This window comes from Micromonospora sp. NPDC023644 (assembly GCF_040640115.1).
Lineage (GTDB): Bacteria > Actinomycetota > Actinomycetes > Mycobacteriales > Micromonosporaceae > Micromonospora.
Genome location: NZ_JBFABA010000074.1, coordinates 1 through 22,529 on the forward strand (window position 1 = coordinate 1; position 22,529 = coordinate 22,529).

Below are 22,529 nucleotides of genomic sequence, written 5' to 3' on the forward strand. Positions count from 1 at the left end.
CGGCCGGTGCGCCCGCCGGAGGGATCGCCTGCGGCCCCGTCGCGGTGCCGGCCGGCGGCCCCGTCGCCGGACCGGCCTGCGGAGCCGTCGCGGTGCCCGGGGCGGGGTGTGGCCGTCGGTCCGGGCCGTCGGGGCCGGGCTGCGGCCGCCCGGCCGCCGGGGGCCGGCGGGCGGGCTGGTGCGGGGGGACAAGCCCGAGGGCCACGGGGCCGGCCGGTCGGGGTGGCTCCGGTGCGCCGGGCCAGGGCCCGTCCACCGGGCGGGGTCGCGGCGGCTCGGCCTCGCCGCGACGCACGGGGGGCGCGGCGGCCGGACCGGGACCACGGTGGGGCGGTGGCCCTGCCTGGCCCGGAGGCGTCGGGGCACCCGGACGCGGGCCGGCAGGCGAGGCGGGCTCCACCCCGTCCGGACCCAGCTCGGTGCGCTGCTGCTTCGCCGAGCGCAGGTCGTCGATCCAGCCGAACTCCTCGCCGCTGATGGGCTCCTCGGGCTCGGCCTCGGCCTTGCCCCGCCCCCAGCGGCGACCCTTGGCACGGGAGTCGCGCCGCTCTTCGGGGCCGTCCTCCGGTCGCTCCGAACCACGCGATCTCACTGCTGACCCTCCCCGGCGGTCTCACTGCCGCCCTCTCGTGCCGCGCCGGCGCCGCCCGTGTCCGTCTGTCGGCGGCCGCTGCCCGCCGGTCCGCTTCCGACCGCCACCGGCGTCTCCGCGGGGGCGGCCGGTGCGGGCAGCCCCCGGACGATACGGCGCAGCAGCGGCAGCCGCGCGGCGACCGAGCGCTCGGCGCCGTGCTGGCTGGGCCGGTAGTAGTCGGTGCCGGCGAGGTCGTCGGGGGCGTACTGCTGGGTGACCACGCCGCGCTGGTCGTCGTGCGGGTAGCGGTAGCCGGTCCCGTGCCCCAGGCCCTTGGCGCCCGAGTAGTGCGCGTCGCGCAGCCCGCGCGGCACCGGCCCGCCCCGGCCGGCGCGCACGTCGGCGATGGCCGCCCCGATCGCGGTGGTGGCCGAGTTGGACTTCGGTGCGGTGGCGAGGTGGATCACCGCCTGGGCGAGGTTGAGCTGCGCCTCGGGCAGCCCGACGTACTCCACGGCGTGCGCGGCGGCGGTGGCCACGCTCAGCGCGGTCGGGTCGGCCATGCCGACGTCCTCGCTGGCGAAGATGACCAGGCGCCGGGCGATGAACCGGGCGTCCTCGCCGGCGACCAGCATCCGGGCCAGCCAGTGCAGCGCGGCGTCCACGTCCGAGCCGCGCATGCTCTTGATGAAGGCGCTGGTCACGTCGTAGTGGGCGTCGCCGGCCCGGTCGTAGCGCACGGCCGCCACGTCGACCGCCTGCTCGGCGGTGGCGAGCTCGATGCGTTCGGCGCCGAGGGCCGTGGCGGAGGCCGCCGCCGCCTCCAGCGCCGTGAGCGCCTTGCGCACGTCGCCGGCGGCGAGGCGTACGAGATGGTCCTCGGCGTCGGTCTCGAGGGTGAGCGCGCCGCCGAGGCCGCGCTCGTCGGCGACCGCGCGGCGCAGCAGGTTGCGCACGGCCGCGTCGTCCAGCGGCTGGAGGGTGAGCAGCACGCACCGCGACAGCAGGGGTGAGATGACCGAGAAGTACGGGTTCTCGGTGGTCGCCGCGAGCAGCGTGACGGTGCGGTCCTCGACGGCGGCGAGCAGCGAATCCTGCTGGGTCTTGCTGAACCGGTGCACCTCGTCGATGAAGAGCACGGTCTGCGGGCCGCCGGAGCGGCGCTGGCGGCGGGCGGTCTCGATCACCGCGCGCACGTCCTTCACCCCGGCGGTGAGCGCCGACATGGCGACGAACCGGCGGTCGGTGGCCCGGGCCACCAGGTGCGCGATGGTCGTCTTGCCGCTGCCGGGCGGGCCCCAGAGGATGACCGACATCGGCGCGGTGGCCGAGACGAGCTGGCGCAGCGGGGCACCCGGCGCGAGCAGGTGATCCTGCCCGACCAGCTCGTCGATGCTGCGCGGGCGCATCCGGACGGGCAGCGGCGAGTCCTCCCCCACCGCCGTGAACCCGTCCACGCCGACGGAACCCGCGGGCGTGGGGGGCGCCCCGGCGGGCTCACCGAGGGAGAAGAGGGCGTCGGACTCCATCACGGGAACAGTACCGGGCCCGACCCGCGGCGCCGGAAGCGCGCCGTCGAGCCGGGCCCTGGATGATCGTTTGCGGTCAGCCGCGGCCGGGGCGCCGGCCCCGGTACCACCGGCCGCCGCCACCGCCGCCACCGCCGCGCGGGCCCCTGCCGACGCCGGCCAGGTAGAGGGAGAGCAGCAGCAGGCCGATGAGGACGAGGGTGTTCCAGTTGAACAGGTCCGGAGCACCGAAGTTGGTGTCCAGCAGGTCGATGAGCAGGGCGAAGCCGAAAACGATCGCCGCGAGAATGGCGAGCATGTCGTTCCTCCGGTGGGGGTTCCCAGTGGGTCGGCGCGGGATGTACCCAATCGGTCCGCTCGCCAATCTCCACCGTGGAGCGGCCCGTGTCCGGCCGGCCCCGACACCGGTCGGACGTCGGGGTCCGCCGGCGGGAGGCCGGACCGCGTCCTAGGCTTGCGGACATGATCATCGCCGACCAGGTCCTGGAGGGACGGGACGCCATCCTGGCGGCCGCCGGTCACCACCCGTACGCCCGGCACGCGCTCACCCGCGGCGAACGGCCGCGCGGCTGGCGGCGCGGCGACGCGGTGGGCTGGCTGCTGCCGGCGGAGCACGGGCCGGCCGGCGGCGCGATCGGCGCCCCGGGGCCGGCGGTCAAGATCTTCGCCGACCTGGTCGCGCGGGGCGCGCTCCGGCCGGGCCAGTGGCTGCACCTGCCGCGGCTCGACCCGGCGGCGCTGCCCGACCGGCTGGCCGTGGCCCGGCACGACGAGTGGGACTTCCTCTGGACCACGGCCGCGCCGCCGCGCCAGCCCGACGAGGAGCGGGTGGTCCGGCTCACCGAGGCCGACCACCCGGCGCTGACCGCCCTGATCGACGAGTCGTTCCCCACCACCACCTCGCGCCCGGGCGACCCGAGGATCGTCGACTGGTACGGCATCCGCGACGGCGACCGGATCGTCGCCTGCGGCGCCGACCGCAGCCGGGGCGACATCGGCTTCCTCGCCGGCCTGACCGTCGCCCCCGACCGGCGCGGCCGGGGGCTGGGGGCGACGCTGACCGCCGCGATGACCCGGGCCCTGCTCGCCCGCCACGACACCGTGGCGCTCGGCGTCTACAGCGTCAACGTGGGGGCGATCCGGCTCTACCGGCGGCTCGGCTTCACCGCCGGCCTGACCCGCAGCTCGGTGCGCCTCGGCTGAGCGCCCGCCGCGGGACGGTCCCCGCGGCGTCCGGGCCGCCCACCCGCCGGCGGGCCGGAGGCGCGACACCGCCGAGTCGTCGCGGCTCCTCGTCGGCACCGCCCCCACCCGACCAGCGGACCGCTGCGGTGCCGCCGGGTCACCTCGACCGGGGCAGCGCCGCCGGCTCCGACTCCGGCGCCCCCGCGCCGGACCGGCCCGGCTCGGCCGTCGGCCCGCCGGCCGGCTCGGTGGCCGGGTCGGTGGCCGGGTCGGTGGCCGGGTCGGTGGCCCGGGCGGGCCCGGTCCGTCGGCCCGCCCGCCAGGCGGGCAGGTAGAGCGGCGCGGCGACGGCCAGCACCACGGCGCCGACCAGCATGGCGACGGTGACGCTGACCGAGTCGGCGAGCGCGGTGAGCACGATGGCGCCGACCGCGAAACCGGGCTGCCCCATCATGGAGTTGAGCGAGATCACGCTGGTTCGGTACGGGCCGTCGACCTGCCGGTGCAGCAGCCCCATGTGCAGCGGGTTGGACGCGCCGTGCACGGTGTAGCAGGCCAGGTAGGCGACCAGCACCCCGACCGGGCCGGCCAGCAGGCCCATCCCGACGATCGTCGCGCCCTGCACGATCCGCAGCAGGGCGGCGCTCGGCGCGGCGCCCAGCCAGCGCAGCAGCAGCGGGGTGAGCGCCGCGCCGGCCGCCCCGGCGAGCCAGGCCGCCGAGCTGGCCGGCCCCAGCAGCGCCGCCGCCCGGTCCGGGTCGCCGACCACCTCGGCCAGCCGGACCGGCAGCAGCGACTCGAAGGTGACCATGCCGAAGCCCCAGAACAGCTCCACGCAGACCAGGGCGAGCAGCACCCGGGAGCGGCGCAGCAGCCCGAACGCCTGCCCGACCATCCGGGGCGCCTCGGCGACCGAGGCCCGCAGCGCGCCGGCGCCGCTGCCCGGGCGGACCTCGACCAGCAGCACCAGCAGGGCGACCAGGGCCACCGCCTGGAGCGCGATCGCGACCAGCACCGGCACGGTCAGCGCGCTGACCGGCCCGACCGGCCCCAGCGCGACCAGGCCGCCGCCGAGCAGGGCGCCCGCGGCCATGGCGACGCCGACGACCGTGCCGGCGTGGCCGAGGCCCGGCTCGTAGCGGGCGTCCGGGTCGGCGGCGAGGGTGGCGTCGACGTACCAGGCCTCCATCGGGCCGCTGTCGAGCGCCCGGAAGACGCCCTGCGACGCCCAGACCAGTAGGAAGAGCGCGAACGAGTCGGCCACGGCGAAGAGCGCGAGCGAGCCGAGGTTGACCAGCCACGCCACCACCAGGACCGGGCGGCGGCCGAGGGCGTCGGCGAGGCCGCCGGTGGGCAGTTCCAGCGCCAGCACGACCAGGCCCTGGGCGACGGTGACCAGCCCGATCTGGGACAGCGTCAGGCCGCGCTCCTGCATGAGCAGGATCATCACCGGGACCATCAGCCCGGTGGGCAGCCAGCGAAGCCCGTGCAGCAGCAGGAAGCGGCGCCGGACCTGGCGTACGGACAGCGCGCTCACCGCCCCTGCTCCACCCGGGGGAAGGCGGCCAGGAAGACGAGCACCGACTCCGCCTCCGGCTCGTCGGGCACCGGTTCGTCGCGGTAGCGCTGGAGCAGCTGCCACACCTCGTCGTTGAGGGCCCGCAGGCGCGCCGGGCCGAGCGTCAGCAACACGTCGCTCATGCCGGCGGCGTCGCGCCATTCGCGGGAGTAGCCGTGCGCGACGGCCATCCAGCGCTCGGCCTGCTCGGCCAGCAGCCGCGCCTGGTCGGCCTGGATCCACTGCACCGCCGCCCGGGCGTCCGGGTCGTCGTCGAAGTCGGTCGGCTCGAAGTTGCTGATGTCGTGCGCCGCCTGCCACCACCGCTGTCGGCCGGTGCCCCGGTCGGGGTCCTCCGTCACCAGTCCCACCTCGGCGAGCTGACGCAGGTGGTAGCTGGTCGCCCCGGTGTTGGTGGCCAGCTTCTCGGCCAGCGTGGTCGCGGTCGCGGGGCCGTCCGCGCGCAGCGTGCCGAGCAGCCGCATCCGCAGCGGATGGGCGAGGGTGCGCACCTGCCGGGCGTCCAGGTGGACGGTGCGCGGGGCGGTCGGTCGCTCGTTCTCCATGAATGCACAATACTTCTGCACACATTATTTGCACAATAGTTGTGCACAGAAGGTGTGCGGCGTGGTGGCCGATGGCTGGGCGGCTCAGGAAGCGAGCAGCTCGCGGACGCCGCGCAGCCGGGTCGGCAACAGGGCGGCGGCGCGGGACGAGTCGAGGCGCACCTGCACGGGGCGGACGAGGCCCGAGGCGGCGACAGTGGTGGTCTTCAGCCCGGCCGGGTCGAGGCCGAACCGCGCCGCCACCAGCAGCCCCAGCTCGGCCCGGCTCACCGCGTCCGGGCCGGCCACGTTGAGCGGGCCGGCGTACCGGCTGCCCACCAGGTCGAGCACGGCGGCGGCCAAATCTGCGACATGCACCGGGCAGCGGATCTCGTCGGTGAACAGGGCGGCCCGCCCTGCGAGGGCGTCGAGGCAGAGCCGGATCTGCTGGCTCCGCTCGTCGCCCACGATCAGCGAGGTACGCACCAGCGCGGCGCCCGGGTCGATCGCCCGCACGGCGGTCTCCGCCGCCGCCTTCGCCGCCCCGTACGCGAAGACCGGGCTCGGCGGCTCGTCGTCGGCGTACGGCTCGGGGCGGCCGGCGTGCAGCGCGTCGCTGGACAGGTGCACCAGCCGCGCCCCCGCCTCGGCGGCGGCGTACGCCACGTGGGCCGCCCCGTCGGCGGTCACCGCCCACTCGCCGTACCGGTAGGGCGTGCCCACCACGGCGTCGGGGCGGACGCGGGCGACCAGCTCGCGTACCGCGGCCCGGTCCGTCACGTCGAGCCGGCACGCCTCGACCCCCGGCGCCTCGACCCGGCCCGAGTGGTACGTCCCCACCACCCGCTCCCCCGCCGCGACCGCCCGCCGGCAGACCTCGCCGCCGAGGTACCCGCTGGCCCCCACCACGAGCAGCGTCATCCCGCTTTCCTCCCGCTCCCGCCTCCCGTGGACGACCGGGAGGCCCGCGTCATGTCGTCCGGCGAATCATGACGCAGGCCTACCGGTCGGCGGGCGAGCCGGGCCGGGGCGGGTCGGCCGGCCCGGCGGGAGAGCCGGGTCGGCCGGTCCGTCAGGTCGGGTCGGCGACCGGGGCGGCCGGGCCGGCCGTGCCGGTGTGCGGCGCCGCCGCCGGCTTCGGCTTGGCGTCGATGCCGGCCTCGGCGCGCTGCTGCGTGGTGATCGGCGTCGGCGCGCCGGTCAGCGGGTCGAAGCCGCCCCGAGTCTTCGGGAAGGCGATGACCTCGCGGATCGAGTCCGCGCCGGCGAGCAGCATGCAGACCCGGTCCCAGCCGAACGCGATGCCACCGTGCGGCGGGGCGCCGTACTTGAACGCCTCCAGCAGGAAGCCGAACTTGTCCTGCGCCTCCTCCGGGGTGATGCCGAGCAGGTCGAAGACCCGCTTCTGCACGTCGCCCCGGTGGATACGGATCGAGCCGCCACCGATCTCGTTGCCGTTGCAGACGATGTCGTACGCGTACGCCAGCGCCCGGTCCGGCGCCTCCTCGAACCGGTCGACCCACTCGGCGTTCGGCGAGGTGAACGGGTGGTGCACCGCCGTCCAGCCGCCCTCGTCCGTACGCTCGAACATCGGCGCGTCGACCACCCAGCAGAACGCCCAGGCGCTCTCGTCGACCAGCCCGGCCCGCTTGGCGATCTCGATGCGGGCCGCACCGAGCAGCTCCTGCGCCTCGCGGGTGTTCGTGCTGGCGGCGAAGAAGACCGCGTCGCCCGGCTTGGCGCCGACCGCGTCGGCGAGCCCGCCCAGGTGCGCGGCGGAGAGGTTCTTCGCCACCGGCCCGCGCGCCTCGCCGGTCTCGGCGTCGAGCACCACGTACGCCAGGCCCCGCGCGCCGCGCGCCTTGGCCCAGTCCTGCCAGCCGTCGAGCTCCTTGCGGCTCTGCGACGCGCCGCCCGGCATGACGACCGCGCCGACGTAGCCGCCCGCGTCGATCGCGCCGGCGAAGACCCGGAACTCGGTGCCGCGCAGGTAGTCGGTCAGCTCGGTGAGCTCGACGCCGTAGCGCAGGTCGGGCTTGTCGGAGCCGTAGCGGGCCATCGCGTCGTGCCAGGTGATGCGCGGGATCGGCCGGGAGATCTCGTGGCCGGCCAGGTCCTTCCAGAGCGCCGAGACGATCGCCTCGCCGAGGTCGATGACGTCGTCCTCGGTGACGAAGGACATCTCGATGTCGAGCTGGGTGAACTCCGGCTGCCGGTCGGCGCGGAAGTCCTCGTCGCGGTAGCAGCGGGCGATCTGGTAGTACCGCTCCATGCCGCCGACCATCAGCAGCTGCTTGAACAGCTGCGGCGACTGCGGCAGCGCGTACCAGCTGCCGGGCTGCAGGCGCACCGGCACCAGGAAGTCGCGCGCGCCCTCCGGAGTGGACCGGGTCAGCGTCGGGGTCTCGATCTCCAGGAAGTCCCGCTCGTGCAGCACCGCGCGAGCGAGCTGGTTGGCCCGCGAACGCAGCCGCATCGCCTTCGCCGGGCCGCTGCGGCGCAGGTCGAGATAGCGGTAGCGCAGCCGGATGTCGTCGCCGGCCTCGACCTGGTCGTCCACCGGCAGGGGCAGCGGCGCCGCCTCGGAGAGCACCTCCAGCTCGGCGGCGGTCACCTCGATCTCGCCGGTCGGCAGCTCCGGGTTCTCGTTGCCCTCGGGGCGGCGGGTCACCTCGCCGGTCACCCGGACGCAGAACTCGTTGCGCAGCGCGTGCGCGTCCTCCTCGCGGAACACCACCTGGACCACGCCGGAGGCGTCGCGCAGGTCGACGAAGATCACGCCGCCGTGGTCGCGCCGGCGGGCCACCCACCCGGCGAGCGTCACCGTGGTGCCGGCGTCCGTCGCGCGCAGGCTGCCGGCGTCATGGGTACGGATCACGACTTGCGTCTCCTCATCTGCGGTCCACCGTTACCCCTGGCATTCTGTCAGCCCTCCCCCGCACCCCGTTGCGGGGTGAGGCAGGCGCCCTCCGCCGGGCGCGGAGCGCGGCTCCGCCCATCCGTGGCGGACCGGCTCCGCCGCCGGCCGTCAGTCGCGCGGGTCGGCGGGGAGCAGGTGGTGCACCACGATGTCGCCGACGGTCAGTGCCCGGGCCCGCTCCTCCACCCCACGGTCGGCGCCGGTGAGCCGGCCGCCGTGCTGGCGCAGGTGCTCCTCCCAGGACGGCACCTGGTAGACCTCGACGAAGCCGTCCTGGCGTTCGCCCGTGCGGAACAGGCCCCAGCGCATCGCCCCGGTTCGCCGCCGGGACCGCCCCACCAGGCGCATCGCCGCGACGAACTCGGCCTGCCGCTCGGGCGGCACCGTGTAGGAGACGGTCACCAGCACCGGCCCGGTGCGCGGGTCCGCGGGCAGCGTCAGGTGCGGCTCGGGCCACCAGACCGCCGGGTCCCGGTCGAGGCCCCGGGTGTCGCGCAGCGGCCAGAGCGGCACCGTCGCCGCGCCGGCCGCCATCGTCCCGGCCGCCACGGCGAGCGCCACCACGAGGCTGGTCAGCTCGCCGAGCGCGCCCCAGGCGACCGCGCCGAGCGCCTGCCCGCCGGCGAAGACCATCTGGTAGACCGAGAGGCCGCGGGCGCGCACCCAGCCGGGCAGGAAGAGCTGCATCGCGGCGTTGATGCTCGACAGCACGGTCATCCAGGCCATGCCGGCGGGCACCAGGGCAAGGGCGACCGGCACCGGGCCCGGCGCCAGGGCGAGCACCACCAGGACGGCGGCGTAGACCAGGCCGGCCAGCAGCAGGAGCCGGCTGGTGGTGAGCGCCAGCCGGATCCGGGGCAGCACGAGGGCGCCGGCCACCGCGCCGACGCCGAGCGCGGCGAGCAGCACGCCGTACCCGCCCGCGCCCAGGTGCAGGCGGCGGCTCGCGACCAGGGGCAGCAGCGCCCACAGTGCGCTGCCCGGCACCACGAACAGCGCCGCGCGCAACAGGATCCGCCGGACCACCGGCGAGTACCGCACGTACCGGCCGCCGGCGCGCAGCGCGGCCGTGAACCGCTCGGGCAGGTCGTCGCCGCCGGTCCGTTGGGGCCGCCAGCGCAGCAGGGCCAGCGCGAAGACGGCGAACGACACCGCGTTGACGGCGAAGACGGTGGCGACGCCGGCCCGGGCGACCAGCACGCCGGCCACCGCCGGTCCGACCGCGCGGGCCAGGTTCACGCTTATCGACCCGAGCGCCGAGGCGGAGACGAGCTGGGAGCGGGGCACCAGCTCGGGGATGATCGCCTGCCAGGCCGGCAGGGTCAGCGCCTGACCGACGCCGAGCGCGAAGGTGAGGGTGAGCAGCAGCGCCGGCGGCATCCGGCCGGCGGCGGTGAGGCCGGTCAGCAGCACGCCGACGGCGGCCAGGAAGCACTGCACGCCGATCAGCAGCCGGCGGCGATCGAGGGTGTCCGCCAGCGCGCCGGCGGGCAGGGCGAGCAGCAGCACGGGCAGCATGCTGGCGGTCTGCACCAGCGACACCAGGGTCGAGGCGTTGGCATCGTCGACGAGCAGCCACTGGGCGCCGACGGTCTGCATCCAGGTGCCCACGTTGCTGGCCAGCACCGCCAGCCAGAGGCTGCGGAACGCGGCGAGCCGCAGCGGGGCCCAGGCGGACGCGGCGGTGTCGGCGGGCGGGGTCGCGGGGGTGCTCACCGGCCGGAACGTACCCCGACCCGCCCGGTCGAGTCCGGCGAACCGGTCCCGGCACGCGGACGGGCCGCCGGGATCACCCGGCGGCCCGCTGCGGTGCGTTCGATCAGAAGATGCTGACGCCGTAGCGGCTCAGCGCCTCGCCGACCGGCTGGAAGTAGGTCGTGCCGCCGGTGCGGCAGTTGCCGCTGCCACCGGAGGTGAGGCCCAGGGCGGTGGAGCCGCTGAACAGCGAGCCGCCGCTGTCGCCCGGCTCGGCGCAGACGTTGGTGCGGATCAGGCCCGAGACCGAGCCCTCGGCGTAGTTCACCGTGGCGTTGAGCGCGGTCACCGAGCCGCCGCGCAGGCCGGTGGTGCTGCCGGAGCGCTGCACCGACTGGCCGACGTAGGCGTTGCCGGCGGCGGTGATGTCCCGGTAGCTGCCGTTGTAGAGGTAGACGTTGCCGGCGGCGTTGGCGGAGTTGTTGTGCCGCACGATGCCGTAGTCGTTGCCCGGGAAGCTCGAGCCGGTGCGGCTGCCCAGCAGGCTGGTCTGGGCGGAGTTGCTGTACCAGCTCGACGAGATGTTGGTGCAGTGCCCGGCGGTCAGGAAGTAGTAGGTGGTGCCGCTGCGGACGTTGAAGCCGAGCGAGCAGCGACCGCCGCCACCGGCGTAGATGGCCTGGCCGCCGGAGATCCGGGTGCCGAGCACGCCGGCCTCGGCCTCGATCCGGATCGCGCCGTTCATCCGCGCGGCGGCGGCCTTGACGCGCTCCAGCTTGGCGCCGGTGACGGTGCTGTCGACGGAGACGACGACCTGGTTGGTGGCCGGGTCGGTCCACCACGCGGTGCCGGGGATCTTGGCGGAGCGGTCCAGCTCCGAGGTGGCCCGGGCCAGCTCGCTGGCGCCGCGCTTGACGATCTTCGGGGTGGCGCCGGCGGCGCTGACCTGCCGGGCGGCGAGGGCGTCGGTCACGGTGACGACCATCTTGCCGTTGGCGTCGGCGTACGTGCCGGCGGACCGGTCGCCGAGGCGCTCGGCCAGGCTGGCGGCGGCGTCGGGCGAAGCGAGCGAGGGTGCGGCCTGGGCGGGCGCGCCGATCAGCGAGCCGGCAACCATGGCGCCGGCCGCGGCGACGACGGCGGCGCGACGGAGCGAGGACCTCGTGGGTCGCATGTAACAACCTCCAGGGAGGGGGTGGCGGGCCCGCGTCGGGGTGACCCGGGCCGGGAGCGGCCCTGCCGATCTGGGGGTACCGGCTGAGCTCACTGAAGTATTCACATACTTGAGTTCGTATGCAAGACCCGACTTTGTCCTTTTCGCCCCGACTGCGGGGGCCATCTGCCGGAAACATTGTGGACACTGACGCGCATCTATACGCTCGGTCCACCGTCCCACCATTCGGCACCCGCGATCCGGAGGCCACCATGAAGTCCGTCCGACGGCTGCTCGCCCCCCTCGCCGCCCTCACCGCCCTCGTCCTGCTGGCCGGCACCCCGGCCGCCGCCGACCCCGGTCCACCCCCGAACTCGATGGCCAGTCTCGGTGACTCGATCACCCGCGGCTTCAACGCCTGCGGCTGGTACTCCGACTGCACCTCCCGCTCCTTCAGCACCGGCGGCGACTCCGCCGTCAACAGCCAGTACCTGCGCATCCGCGCGACCAACGCCGCCATCAACGGGCGCAACCACAACGACGCGCGCACCGGCGCGAAGTCCGCCGACATGTACGGCCAGGCCGGCACCGCCGTCAGTCAGGGCGTCGACTACGTCACCATGCTGATCGGCGCCAACGACGCCTGCACCAGCACGGAGGCGGCGATGACGCCGGTGACGACCTACCGGGCCAACATCGACGCCGCGCTCGCCCGCCTCAAGACCGGGCTGCCCACCGCCCGGGTGCAGGTGATCAGCGTGCCGGACATCCAGCGGCTCTGGGCCGTCGGCAAGGACAGCGGCAGCGCCCGCAGCGCCTGGTCGCTGTTCGGCATCTGCCAGTCGATGCTGGCCAACCCGACCTCCACCGCGCAGGCGGACGTGGACCGGCGCAACCGGGTACGCCAGCGGGTGGTCGACTACAACGCGCAGCTCGCCCAGGCCTGCGCCGCGTACGGCCCGAACTGCGACTTCGACGACAACGCCGTGTTCGGCTACCCGTTCACCCTCGGGCAGCTCTCCACCTGGGACTACTTCCACCCGAACACCTCCGGGCAGCAGGTCCTGGCGAGCGTCTCGTACGCCGCCGGATTCGGCTGGTAGCGGACCGGACCGACGCGCGGACGGCGACCACCGTCCGCGCGTCGCGGCGGCGGCCCGGGGCAGGCCGACCCGCCGGCGCGCTCACCCGGCGCGGCGGCGCGCCCCGGGCCCCGGCCGCGGCACCACGTCGCGCGGCCGGTCGACCTCGTGCCCGCGCTCGCAGCGCAGCGCGACACCGATCTCGGCGCCGCAGTCGCGGTGCGCGACAGTCAACGGCGAGCCCTCCGGGTCGGCCAGGTAGCGGTCCCCCCAGCCGAGCACGGCGACCAGCACCGGCCACAGGTCGAGCCCCATCTCGGTCAGCCGGTACTCGTGGCGCTCCCGGCTGCCGGGCTCCCGGTAGGGCTCGCGCCGCAGGACGCCGCGCTCCACCAGCATCGCCAGCCGGTTGGTCAGCACCTGCCGGGGGACGCCGGTGCGGACGCGCATGTCGTCGAAGCGGCGGACGCCGTTGAAGACCTCGCGCAGGACCACGAGGGTCCACCGCTCGCCGAGGATCTCCATCGCCCGGGCGATGGTGCAGTTCTCCACCGACCAGTCCAGTGCCGCGGGTCTCATGCGACCCAGGCTAGGTCTGATTGACAGACTCAGCAACGCGCTGCGAGGCTGCGTCCATGACGCAGACGCAGGATCCGGCGCGCAGCCGTACCTTCTCGTGGTCCGACCCCGGCATCAACGCCGCGCACGTCGGCCGGCGCGGCGGCCTGGAGCTGCTCCGCGCGATGATCGCCGGGGAACTCGCGGCGCCGCCCATCATGCACCTGGTCGACATGTCCCGGATGGAGGCCGACGAGGGCCGGGTGGCCGTCGAACTGGTCCCCCAGGAGTTCCACTACAACCCGCTCGGCACCGTGCACGGCGGAGTCATCTCCACCCTGCTGGACACCGCCGCGGCGTGCGCGGTGCACACCACCCTGCCGGCCGGGATCGGCTACACCTCGCTGGACCTCAACGTGAAGTTCCTCCGCCCGGTCACCGTCGCGAGCGGCACCCTGCGCTGCGAGGGCACCGTCCTGCAGAGTGGTCGCCGCACGGCCCTGGCGGAGGCGAGGCTGCTCGACGCGAAGGCGCGCCTGGTCGCCCACGCCACCTCGACCTGCCTCCTCTTCCCCCTGGGCCCCGCGCCCACCGAGTAGCCGATCATGCAGTCGTGGTGCCGGGATCCCGGTGGTTCAGGCGTTCTGTCCCCCGCCACAACTGCATGATCGACGGCCCTGTCGCCGGGGGCGGGGTCAGCGGGAGGCGAGGCGGGCCGCGCGGGCGTCGCGCTTCTCCTCGAAGCGGGACGCGGCGCGCTCCAGCTCGTCGAGGTGGGCGGCGATCTGGTCGCGGGCGGCCTCGCCGTCGGCGTCCAGGCCGGTCACGTTGAAGACGTCCCACTGGCGCAGCACCGGCGCCACCACGTCGTCGCGGTGCTGACGCAGGTCGTAGATGCCGGCGAGGGCGATCGCCACCGACTTGCGGGCGAAGCCGTCGATGCCGTTGCCGGGCATCTGGAAGTCGGCCACCACGTCGGCGACCGCCCGCATCGCCTGGCTCGGCGCCAGCTCGAAGGCCCCGGCCAGCAGGTTGCGGTAGAAGACCATGTGCAGGTTCTCGTCGGCCGCGACCCGGGCCAGCAGCGCCTCGCACGCCGGGTCGCCGGTGACCCGGCCGGTGTTGCGGTGCGAGATCCGGGTGGCCAGCTCCTGGAACGAGACGTACGCCAGGGAGTGCAGCACCTCGTCGTCGTGCACGTTGGCGTAGCCGGCGGACATGTGCGTCATGCGGGCCCGCTCCAGCGCCACCGGGTCGACCGCCCGGGTGACGGTGAGGTAGTCGCGGATGGCGGTGCCGTGCCGGCCCTCCTCGGCGGTCCACCGGTGCACCCAGGTGCCCCAGGCGCCGTCGCGGCCGAACAGGGTGGCGATCTCGTGGTGGTACGAGGGCAGGTTGTCCTCGGTCAGCAGGTTGACGATCAGCGCGGTGCGGGCCACGTCGGGGATCGTCGAGTCGCCCTCGGACCACGCCTCGCCGCCCAGCGGCCCGTCGAAGGTGCGCCCCTCGCTCCACGGCACGTACTCGTGCGGGAACCACTCCTTGGCGACGGCCAGGTGCCGGTCGAGGTTCCGCTCGACGACGGGCTCCAGCTCGAGGAGCAGGGCGGTCTGGCTGAGTGCGGTCACGACGATCTCCCTACGGTGGCGTAACTTACGCCACCGTAGGTCCGATCGCGCGTACGCGCCAGTAATGTCTCAGCTGACCAGCGGCCTGAGGTCCGCCCGGGGCGGCGTCCACTCCCCCGCCGCCGCGGCGACCTGCTCGCCGGAACGGATGTCCTTCACCTCGTCGGCCGCGCCGTCCACCCCGGGGAACCAGACGTACGGGATGCCCCGCCGCTCGGCGTAGCGGATCTGCTTGCCGAACTTCGCCGCGCTCGGCGACACCTCGGTCGGCACGCCCCGGGAGCGCAACGCGTCGGCCACCCGGTTGCTGGCGGCGCGCTGCTCCTCGCTGGTCACCGCGACCAGGACGCAGGTCGGCACGTCCCGCGACACCGACAGCGCGCCGGCGCCGAAGAGCAGCCCCAGCAGCCGGGTCACCCCGATCGAGATGCCCACCCCCGGGAACCTGGTGGCCCCGGCGCTGGCCAGGTTGTCGTACCGGCCGCCGGAGCAGATCGAGCCGAACCGCTCGTAGCCGACCAGCTGCGTCTCGTAGACCGTGCCGGTGTAGTAGTCCAGGCCGCGGGCGATGCGCAGGTCGGCCACGCAGAGACCCGGGGAGTGCGCGGCGGCGGTCTCCACCACCCGGACCAGCTCCTCGATCCCCTCGTCGAGCATCGGGTCGCTGACGCCCAGGGCGCGGACGGCGTCGGCGAAGGAGGCGTCCGGGGCGGAGATCTCCGCCAGCGACAGGACCGCCTTGGCCTGCGCCTCGCTCGCCCCGGCGGTCTGCGCCAGCAGCTCGGCCACCTTCGCCGGGCCGATCTTGTCGAGTTTGTCCACCGCGCGCAGGGCCGACTCCGGGTCGGTCAGCCCGATGCCCCGGTAGAAGCCCTCGCAGATCTTGCGGTTGTTGACCTGGATCTTCACCGGCGGGATCGGCAGCGAACGCAGCGCGTCGCCGATCACCAGCGGCATCTCCGCCTCGTGGTGCGGGGCGAGGGTGTCCCGGTCGACGATGTCGATGTCGGCCTGGAGGAACTCGCGGTAGCGCCCCTCCTGCGGTCGCTCGCCCCGCCACACCTTCTGGATCTGGTAGCGGCGGAACGGGAACTGAAGCTTGCCGGCGTTCTCCAGCACGTAGCGGGCGAACGGCACGGTCAGGTCGAAGTGCAGGCCGAGCGCGTCGTCGCCGGCCGGGCCGTCGGCGTCGGCCTGAAGCCGCCGGATCAGGTAGACCTCCTTGGAGGTCTCCCCCTTGCGCAACAGCTGGTCCAGCGGCTCCACCGCGCGGGTCTCCAGCGGGGCGAAGCCGTACAGCTCGAAGGTGTCGCGGATCCTGTCGAGGACGTACTGCTCGATCATCCGCTGCGCGGGCGTCCACTCCGGGAAGCCGGAGATGGGCGTGGGCTTGCTCATGATGCTCCGTTCGCGGTCCCGCGCGTCGGCGCGGGCGAAGAGTCGGCGCGGCCGGCCACCGGCCGCGGGGCGGGAAGTCGGTGCGGCCCGGCTGGAGGCCGCGGGGCGAGAAGTCGGTGCGGCCGGCTAGAGGCCGCGGGCGGGGGCCGCCGGTCGCGCGCCGCCACCCTGCACCTCGAGGAGGTACGGGTTGGTCGCGCGCTCGCGGCCGATGGTGGTCGCGGGGCCGTGGCCGGGCAGCACGACGGTGTCGTCGGCCAGCGGGAGGATCTTGTCCCGGAGGCTGGTGACCATCCTCGTCATGCTGCCGCCCGGCAGGTCGGTGCGGCCGATCGAGCCGGCGAACAGGACGTCGCCCGAGAGGCAGAGCTGCTCCGCCTCCCACGACGAGCCGGCAGCCGGCAGCCGGAAGAGCACCGACCCGCCGGTATGGCCCGGGGCGTGGTCGACGGTGATCTCCAACCCGGCGAGGGCGAGCGTGGCGCCGTCGGTCAGCTCGGCCACGTCCTCCGGCTCGGTGTACGGCAGCCGCCCGCCGAAGAGCGCCCTGAGATCCGCCGACAGCCCCTTGGCCGGGTCGGCGAGCATCTCCCGGTCGCCGGGGTGCACGTAGGCGGTGATGCCGCGTGCGCCGCAGACCGGCGCCACCGAGAACGTGTGGTCGAGGTGGCCGTGGGTGAGCAGGACGGCGGCCGGGTGCAGCCGATGCTCGGCCAGCAGGGCGTCGAGCCGGTCGATTACCCCGATGCCGGGATCGACCACCACGCACTGCTCCCCCGGCGCGGCGGCGACCACGTAGCAGTTGGTGCCGAAGGCGTCCGCGGGAAAGCCGGCCACGAGCACGTCCGCTCCCCTTTCCGTCGAGCTTGTTCGCTGTCAGCAGCCTATCGGGCGGCGCGAGGAGGTTCTGCGCGTCCGTCCCGGGTGCCCCACGGGCGACGCCCGCGCCCGTTCCGGACGCCCCCGGCTGCACGGCCCGGACGCCCCGCGGGGGCACGGTCGGGACGCCCTCGGGGACGCAGTGACGCGTTCCGATAAACCCGGCCCGGACCTCGTACACCACTTTCCCAGCCGGTAGCCGTACACTCTGGCGGGCGTGTGGCGTGGCGCACTTGCCGCCCAACGGGCGCAGGACGCCCGACCACCGGTGACGACCAGGGTAGAGGAAGGGGAGCACGGGTGGCTTCCAGCAGGGACCGGCAGCGCAAACTGGCGCGCGCCAAGCTCGACCGGCAACTCGCCCGCCGGGCCGCCGCCGTCAAGCGTCGTCGGCAGATCCAGGCCGGCGTCGGCGTCGCCGTCGTCCTCGCGCTGATCGTGGCCGGCTCGGCGTGGGCGCTGGGCGCCTTCGACGACGAGCCGAAGAAGAACACGGCCGCCGAGGACGTCTGCCTGTGGACCCCGCAGGACGCCACCGCGAACACCAACCTCAAGGACGTCGGCACCCCGGCCACCCAGGGGCTGCCCACCGAGGGCGTGCGCCCGATGACGGTCACCACCAACCAGGGCGCGCCGATCACCGTCGAGCTCGACCTCGCCGGCGCCCCGTGCGCGGCGGCGAGCATCGCCCACCTGGCCGGCCGGTCGTTCTACGACAACACCAAGTGCCACGAGATCACCGCCGAGGGCGCGGTGCGCTGCGGCGACCCCAGCGGCACCGGGCTCGGCGGCCCCACCTACTCGTTCTACGACGAGAACGTCCCCACCGCGCCGTCGCCGTCGGCGAGCCCCGCGGCCGGGCAGCCCGCGACCTACCCGAAGGGCACGGTCGCGATGGTCGCCAACCCGCCGGGCGCCAACGGCAGCCAGTTCCTGATGTTCTTCAAGGACTTCACCACGGCCGACCCGAAGTATCCGATCATCGGCCGGGTCACCGGTGGGATCGACGTGGTGGCGAAGATCGGGGCCAAGCCGACCGTGGACAATGGGACGGGGGCCAAGGTCAAGCCCAAGGACGACGACGTGGTCGTGCAGAGCCTGACCGTCGGTGAGCCCGTGGCGCAGGTGACCTCGGCGCCGACGCCGTCCGCTTCGGGCGCTCCGGCGGCCAGCCCGAGCGCCGGCTGACCCGGCCGCCCCACCAACCTCAGCGGCACCGACCGCGCCACAGACAGCCCAGGAGGATCCAGGCGTGACGTCCACCAGAGAGCGGCAGCGCGCGGCAGCGCGTGCCCGGCTCGAGAAGGAGATGGCCGAGCGCGCGGCCAGGGCCCGCAAGCGCCGGCAGACCCAGGCGATCGTGGGGGCCGCCTCGGTCCTGGTCCTCGTCGTCGCCGGCACGATCTGGCTCGTCACCACCCTCGGCGACGACGACAAGACCGACACCGCCGGCCCGGCGGCCGGCAACGTGCAGTGCGCTTGGACCGAGGTCCCCACCGACCAGCGGTCCAAGCAGATCAAGGACGTCGGGCTGCCGGCCGTGCAGCAGGCGAACACGGGCACCCAGACGATGACGATCGACACCAACCTGGGCCCGATCACCGCCACGGTCGACCGCGCGGCGGTGCCCTGCACCGCGGGCAGCTTCACCCACCTGGCGGAGAAGAACTTCTTCGACAACAGCAAGTGCCACCGGCTGGTGACCGAGGGCATCAAGGTGCTCCAGTGCGGCGACCCCAGCGCGACGGGCAAGGGCTGGCGCGAGACCGACGGCACCGGCGGCCCGAGCTACCGGCTCGCCGAGGAGAACCTGCCCACCGACAAGCGGCCCCCGTACCCGGAGGGCGTGATCGCGATGGCCAACTCCGGCCAGCCGGGCAGCACGGGCAGCCAGTTCTTCATCGTCTACGGCGACTCGCCGCTGGACCCGAACTACACCGTCCTGGGCACCATCACCGGCGGCATGGACCTCGTCAAGCAGGTCGCGGCGGCGGGCGACGACAAGGCCTTCGCGAAGCAGGCCGGTGGCGGCCACCCGAAGAAGGAAGTCGTCATCAAGAAGCTCACCATGAGCGCCCCCCAGGGCTGACCCGCACCTTCCGCCGTACGACGAAGCGCCCGCCGGCCACGCCGGCGGGCGCTCCCCTTTGCCCTCCCCCTGGCTGCCCCCAACCTGGCTGCGGCCCGCCCTCCCCGGCCCGCTCTCGGTGATCATGAGGTTGGCGGCAGCCAGGTAGATCGAGATCGCCGCCAACCTCATGATCGCCGGAGGGGCAGGGGTGCGCCGGGGGCAGGGGTGCGCCGGGGGGCAGGGTGGGACGGGTGGGCGGGTAGGAGGGCCGCAGGGCGGCGCCCCGGCTCGGTCGGTGCCGGGCCGGGGCGCAGGTGTGCCAGGGGCGGCGCGGTCAGGCGCCGGAGGTGACGCGGTAGGCGTCGAAGACGCCGTCGACCTTGCGGACCGCGGCCAGCAGGTGGCCCAGGTGCTTCGGGTCCGCCATCTCGAAGCTGAACCGGCTCACGGCCACCCGGTCGCGGGTGGTGGTGACCGTCGCGGAGAGGATGTTCACCCGCTCCTCGGAGAGCACCCGGGTCACGTCGGCGAGCAGCTTGTGCCGGTCCAGCGCCTCGACCTGGATGGCGACCAGGAACGTCGACGCCGAGGTGAGCTTCCAACTCACCTCGACCACCCGCTCGGCCTGCGCCCGCAGGTCCTCGGCGTTGGCGCAGTCGTCGCGGTGCACGCTCACCCCGCCGGAGCGGGTGACGAAGCCGAAGACCGAGTCCGGCGGCACTGGCGTGCAGCAGCGCGCCAGCTTGATCCACACGTCGCTGACCCCGCGCACCACCACGCCCGGATCGGCGCTGCTCTGCCGGCTGCGGGGCGGCCGGGTGGCGACGGCGGTCTCGGCGATGTCCTCCGCCGCGCCCTCCTCGCCGCCGTACGCGGCCATCAGCTTCTGCACCACCGATTGGGCCGAGACCTGGCTGTCGCCGACGGCGGCGTAGAGGGAGGCCACGTCGGCCAGGTGCAGGTCCCGGGCGATCGCCATCAGCGCGTCGGAGGTGAGCATCCGCTGCAACGGCATGCCCTGCTTGCGCATCGCCTTGACGATCGCGTCCTTGCCGGCCTCGATCGCCTCCTCGCGCCGCTCCTTGTTGAAGTACTGCCGGATCTTCGTGCGGGCGCGTGGGCTCTTGACGAAGCCCAGCCAGTCCTGCGTCGGGCCGGCGGTGTCGGACTTCGAGGTGAAGATCTCGATCACGTCGCCGTTGGAGAGCGTCGACTCCAGCGGCACCAGCTTGCCGTTGACCCGCGCCCCGATGCACTTGTGCCCCACCTCGGTGTGCACCGCGTACGCGAAGTCCACCGGCGTCGAGCCGGTCGGCAGCGGGATGACGTCACCCTTCGGGGTGAAGACGTACACCTCCTGGCTGGACAGGTCGAAGCGCAGCGCGTCGAGGAACTCGCTCGGGTCGGCCGCCTCCCGCTGCCAGTCCAGCAGCTGGCGCAGCCAGGTCATCTCGTCGATGTGGGCGGGCGGGCCGACGATCTGGGTGCCCTTGTGCTCCTTGTACTTCCAGTGCGCGGCGATGCCGAACTCGGCGGTGCGGTGCATCGCGTACGTGCGGATCTGCATCTCCACCGGCTTGCCGGTGGGCCCGATGACCGTCGTGTGCAACGACTGGTACATGTTGAACTTGGGCATCGCGATGTAGTCCTTGAACCGGCCCGGCACCGGCTGCCAGTTGGCGTGGATCACGCCGAGCGCCGCGTAGCAGTCCCGCACCGTGTCGACCAGGATCCGCACCCCGACCAGGTCGTAGATGTCGTTGAAGTCGCGACCCCGCACGATCATCTTCTGGTAGATCGAGTAGAGGTGCTTCGGCCGCCCGGTGGTCTCCGCCTTGATCTTGGCGGCCTTCAGGTCGGTCTGCACCTTCTGGGTGACCTGGCGCAGCAGCGCCTCGCGCTGCGGCTGGTGCTCCCCGATGAGGCGGTTGATCTCCTCGTAGCGCTTCGGGAAGAGCGTGCCGAAGGCCAGGTCCTCCAGCTCCCACTTGATCGTGTTCATACCCAGCCGGTGGGCCAGGGGGGCCAGGATCTCCAGCGTCTCCTTCGCCTTCTGCTCCTGCTTCGGGCGGGGCAGGAAGGTGAGGGTACGCATGTTGTGCAGCCGGTCGGCCAGCTTGATCACCAGCACCCGCGGGTCCTTGGCCATCGCGACGACCATCTTGCGGATCGTCTCGGCCTTGGCCGCGTCGCCCAGCTTGACCTTGTCGAGCTTGGTCACCCCGTCGACCAGCAGCGCCACCTCGCCGCCGAAGTCGGCCCGCATCTGGTCGAGGGTGTATTCCGTGTCCTCGATGGTGTCGTGCAGGAGCGCGGCGACCAGGGTGGTGGTGTCCATGCCCAGGTTGGCCAGGATCGTGGCGACCGCGAGCGGGTGCGTGATGTACGGGTCGCCGGACTTGCGGTACTGCCCGGAGTGCCAGCGGGCCGCAGTGTCGAAGGCGCGCTGCAGCAGCCGCGCGTCGGCCTTGGGGTGGGCGTCCCGGTGGGTCGAGATCAGCGGCTCCAGCACCTCGCTGACCTGCGAGGACTGCCACGGCGCGTTGAACCGCGCCAGCCGCGCCCGGACCCTGCGGCCGGTGGGGGCGGTGGAGAGCGCGAAACCGGCGCTCGGCACGTGGTCGTCGAGGCCGTCGGTGGGGAAGGGAAGCACGACCCCCTCGGTCGCCGCGCCCGCGCCGCCGGCCGTCGCGGCCGGCTGGTCGGGGCGTACGGGCTCGGCCGGGCCGGTCGCGCCGGGGCCCGCCTCCGGGGCCTGCGCGTCACCGTTCCGTGCGGTCACCGAGCCGTCCGCGTCGCCTGTCGGGTACACCGTGCCCTCCACCGGAGGGGCGACATCGTGGGACACCGGCCTCCTCACCGCTCGCCGGGAAGTCACCGACCGTGCGCCGGCCGGCCTGGTCTCGCGCCGCCCGGACGGGTCCCGCCCGGTCAGCAAAGGGCAATGCTACCCGCACGGACGGTGCCCCGCCGCTCCGCCGGACGGTCCGCACCGCCTCCGCCCGACGGCCGGCTGGGTCAAACGGTCAACAGGGCATGCACCGGACGCGGGGCCAGCCGCTCCCGGCCACCGAGGAAGGCGAGCTCCAGCAGGACGGTGAAGCCGGCGACGGTCCCGCCGGCCCGTTCCACCAGGTCCAGCGTGGCCTCGGCGGTGCCGCCGGTGGCCAGCACGTCGTCGACCACCAGCACCCGGTGCCCGGCCGTGAAGGCGTCCTCGTGCACCTCCAGCGTGGCCTCGCCGTACTCCAGGGCGTAGGAGGCCGAGTAGGCCGGCCGGGGCAGCTTGCCGGCCTTGCGCACCGGCACCACGCCGACCCCGGTCGCGTACGCGATGGCCGCCGCGACCACGAACCCGCGCGCCTCGATGCCGACCACGACGTCGAACGAGTCCCGCCCGTGGTACGCGACGATCCCGTCGATCACCTCGCGGAACGCGTCGCCGTCGGCGAACAGCGGCATCAGGTCCTTGAACATGACACCGGGCTTCGGGAAGTCGGGCACGTCGAGCACCCGGCTGGCGACCAGCGCGGCGGCGTCCGGGCCGCTGTCCCCCCGGACCACGGTGCTGTGGGTCTCCGTCACGGCAGTTCCGCTCCCCTTCACGACGACGGCGTCCTGCATGCTGCTCGCACAGCATGAAGGACGCCGTCGGTTCGGTTCCTACCGGGTCTGCCCGGCCCGGCTCAGCGCCGCTTGCCGCCACCCGGCCGGTTGCCACCGCCGCCGGCGGGCCGGCCGCCGCGGGCGCCGG

Annotated in this window: 19 protein-coding genes; 5 read left to right on the forward strand and 14 right to left on the reverse strand. The window is 74.2% G+C overall.

The genetic code is table 11. The annotated features are described in order from the left end of the window. Positions 1 to 588 precede the first annotated feature (588 nt). Positions 589 to 2,103, reverse strand: a complete 1,515-nt coding sequence (locus AB0G08_RS28200) for a replication-associated recombination protein A (RefSeq protein WP_358093365.1) — start codon at positions 2,101 to 2,103, stop codon at positions 589 to 591. Between the two features lie 76 nt (positions 2,104 to 2,179). After that, the gene (locus AB0G08_RS28205; RefSeq protein ID WP_210834577.1) at positions 2,180 to 2,401 is read right to left on the reverse strand and encodes a hypothetical protein; all 222 of its coding nucleotides are present in this window, start codon (positions 2,399 to 2,401) and stop codon (positions 2,180 to 2,182) included. A gap of 164 nt (positions 2,402 to 2,565) precedes the next feature. Between AB0G08_RS28205 and AB0G08_RS28210 the strand changes: the two genes are divergently transcribed. Further along, complete coding sequence (locus AB0G08_RS28210; protein WP_358093368.1) at positions 2,566 to 3,306, forward strand: GNAT family N-acetyltransferase; 741 nt, start codon at positions 2,566 to 2,568, stop codon at positions 3,304 to 3,306. 139 nt (positions 3,307 to 3,445) lie between these two features. Here AB0G08_RS28210 and AB0G08_RS28215 read toward each other — a convergent pair whose 3' ends face one another. From AB0G08_RS28215 to AB0G08_RS28240, 6 genes are all read right to left on the reverse strand, one after another. Next, a complete protein-coding gene (locus AB0G08_RS28215) occupies positions 3,446 to 4,825 on the reverse strand; it encodes an MFS transporter (protein WP_358093371.1) in 1,380 nt (459 codons plus the stop codon). After that, positions 4,822 to 5,412: a helix-turn-helix domain-containing protein gene (locus AB0G08_RS28220; RefSeq protein ID WP_358093374.1), complete on the reverse strand. Its 591-nt coding sequence runs from the start codon at positions 5,410 to 5,412 to the stop codon at positions 4,822 to 4,824. Before AB0G08_RS28220 ends, AB0G08_RS28215 begins: the two co-directional genes overlap by 4 nt. An 84-nt stretch (positions 5,413 to 5,496) precedes the next feature. After that, the gene (locus AB0G08_RS28225) at positions 5,497 to 6,312 is read right to left on the reverse strand and encodes a sugar nucleotide-binding protein (protein ID WP_358093377.1); all 816 of its coding nucleotides are present in this window, start codon (positions 6,310 to 6,312) and stop codon (positions 5,497 to 5,499) included. 151 nt (positions 6,313 to 6,463) lie between these two features. Next, a complete protein-coding gene (aspS, locus tag AB0G08_RS28230) occupies positions 6,464 to 8,269 on the reverse strand; it encodes an aspartate--tRNA ligase (protein ID WP_358093379.1) in 1,806 nt (601 codons plus the stop codon). Between the two features lie 150 nt (positions 8,270 to 8,419). Further along, positions 8,420 to 10,027, reverse strand: coding sequence for an MFS transporter (locus AB0G08_RS28235; protein ID WP_358093382.1), 1,608 nt, complete (start codon positions 10,025 to 10,027; stop codon positions 8,420 to 8,422). 103 nt (positions 10,028 to 10,130) lie between these two features. Further along, positions 10,131 to 11,180, reverse strand: coding sequence for a S1 family peptidase (locus tag AB0G08_RS28240; protein WP_358093384.1), 1,050 nt, complete (start codon positions 11,178 to 11,180; stop codon positions 10,131 to 10,133). 251 nt (positions 11,181 to 11,431) lie between these two features. Between AB0G08_RS28240 and AB0G08_RS28245 the strand changes: the two genes are divergently transcribed. Then, on the forward strand, positions 11,432 to 12,262 hold the full coding sequence (locus tag AB0G08_RS28245) for a GDSL-type esterase/lipase family protein (RefSeq protein ID WP_358093387.1): 831 nt from the start codon (positions 11,432 to 11,434) through the stop codon (positions 12,260 to 12,262). Positions 12,263 to 12,343: 81 nt separating this feature from the next. On the opposite strand, the gene AB0G08_RS28250 is transcribed toward AB0G08_RS28245, so the two are convergent. Beyond that, positions 12,344 to 12,820, reverse strand: coding sequence for a helix-turn-helix domain-containing protein (locus AB0G08_RS28250; protein WP_358093390.1), 477 nt, complete (start codon positions 12,818 to 12,820; stop codon positions 12,344 to 12,346). 56 nt (positions 12,821 to 12,876) lie between these two features. Here AB0G08_RS28250 and AB0G08_RS28255 point away from each other — a divergent pair, with 56 nt between their 5' ends. Beyond that, the gene (locus tag AB0G08_RS28255; RefSeq protein WP_358093393.1) at positions 12,877 to 13,398 is read left to right on the forward strand and encodes a PaaI family thioesterase; all 522 of its coding nucleotides are present in this window, start codon (positions 12,877 to 12,879) and stop codon (positions 13,396 to 13,398) included. A gap of 96 nt (positions 13,399 to 13,494) precedes the next feature. Here the strand turns inward: AB0G08_RS28255 and AB0G08_RS28260 are convergent, their stop codons facing one another. The 3 genes from AB0G08_RS28260 to AB0G08_RS28270 form a co-directional block, all read right to left on the reverse strand. After that, entirely contained in the window at positions 13,495 to 14,427 is a 933-nt protein-coding gene (locus AB0G08_RS28260; protein ID WP_358093397.1) for an acyl-ACP desaturase, read from the reverse strand. A gap of 69 nt (positions 14,428 to 14,496) precedes the next feature. Further along, the gene (gene hisS, locus AB0G08_RS28265; protein ID WP_358093401.1) at positions 14,497 to 15,825 is read right to left on the reverse strand and encodes a histidine--tRNA ligase; all 1,329 of its coding nucleotides are present in this window, start codon (positions 15,823 to 15,825) and stop codon (positions 14,497 to 14,499) included. A 126-nt stretch (positions 15,826 to 15,951) separates the two neighbouring features. After that, positions 15,952 to 16,668, reverse strand: a complete 717-nt coding sequence (locus AB0G08_RS28270; protein WP_358093405.1) for an MBL fold metallo-hydrolase — start codon at positions 16,666 to 16,668, stop codon at positions 15,952 to 15,954. Between the two features lie 336 nt (positions 16,669 to 17,004). Between AB0G08_RS28270 and AB0G08_RS28275 the strand changes: the two genes are divergently transcribed. Continuing rightward, complete coding sequence (locus AB0G08_RS28275) at positions 17,005 to 17,892, forward strand: peptidylprolyl isomerase (RefSeq protein ID WP_358093409.1); 888 nt, start codon at positions 17,005 to 17,007, stop codon at positions 17,890 to 17,892. A gap of 64 nt (positions 17,893 to 17,956) precedes the next feature. Further along, complete coding sequence (locus AB0G08_RS28280; protein WP_358093413.1) at positions 17,957 to 18,793, forward strand: peptidylprolyl isomerase; 837 nt, start codon at positions 17,957 to 17,959, stop codon at positions 18,791 to 18,793. A gap of 316 nt (positions 18,794 to 19,109) precedes the next feature. Here AB0G08_RS28280 and AB0G08_RS28285 read toward each other — a convergent pair whose 3' ends face one another. After that, positions 19,110 to 21,599 (reverse strand): bifunctional (p)ppGpp synthetase/guanosine-3',5'-bis(diphosphate) 3'-pyrophosphohydrolase, encoded by a 2,490-nt coding sequence (locus tag AB0G08_RS28285; RefSeq protein ID WP_358093420.1) that lies wholly within the window; start codon positions 21,597 to 21,599, stop codon positions 19,110 to 19,112. Positions 21,600 to 21,793: 194 nt separating this feature from the next. Further along, positions 21,794 to 22,360 (reverse strand): adenine phosphoribosyltransferase, encoded by a 567-nt coding sequence (locus AB0G08_RS28290; RefSeq protein WP_358093417.1) that lies wholly within the window; start codon positions 22,358 to 22,360, stop codon positions 21,794 to 21,796. Positions 22,361 to 22,529 lie beyond the last annotated feature (169 nt).

Coding starts and splice junctions, on each gene's coding strand:
- AB0G08_RS28200 (WP_358093365.1), bottom strand. CDS start 2,103: ATGGAGTCCGACGCCCTCTTCTCCCTCGGTGAGCCCGCCGGGGCGCCC.
- AB0G08_RS28205 (WP_210834577.1), bottom strand. CDS start 2,401: ATGCTCGCCATTCTCGCGGCGATCGTTTTCGGCTTCGCCCTGCTCATC.
- AB0G08_RS28210 (WP_358093368.1), top strand. CDS start 2,566: ATGATCATCGCCGACCAGGTCCTGGAGGGACGGGACGCCATCCTGGCG.
- AB0G08_RS28220 (WP_358093374.1), bottom strand. CDS start 5,412: ATGGAGAACGAGCGACCGACCGCCCCGCGCACCGTCCACCTGGACGCC.
- AB0G08_RS28225 (WP_358093377.1), bottom strand. CDS start 6,312: ATGACGCTGCTCGTGGTGGGGGCCAGCGGGTACCTCGGCGGCGAGGTC.
- AB0G08_RS28240 (WP_358093384.1), bottom strand. CDS start 11,180: ATGCGACCCACGAGGTCCTCGCTCCGTCGCGCCGCCGTCGTCGCCGCG.
- AB0G08_RS28245 (WP_358093387.1), top strand. CDS start 11,432: ATGAAGTCCGTCCGACGGCTGCTCGCCCCCCTCGCCGCCCTCACCGCC.
- AB0G08_RS28250 (WP_358093390.1), bottom strand. CDS start 12,820: ATGAGACCCGCGGCACTGGACTGGTCGGTGGAGAACTGCACCATCGCC.
- AB0G08_RS28255 (WP_358093393.1), top strand. CDS start 12,877: ATGACGCAGACGCAGGATCCGGCGCGCAGCCGTACCTTCTCGTGGTCC.
- hisS (WP_358093401.1), bottom strand. CDS start 15,825: ATGAGCAAGCCCACGCCCATCTCCGGCTTCCCGGAGTGGACGCCCGCG.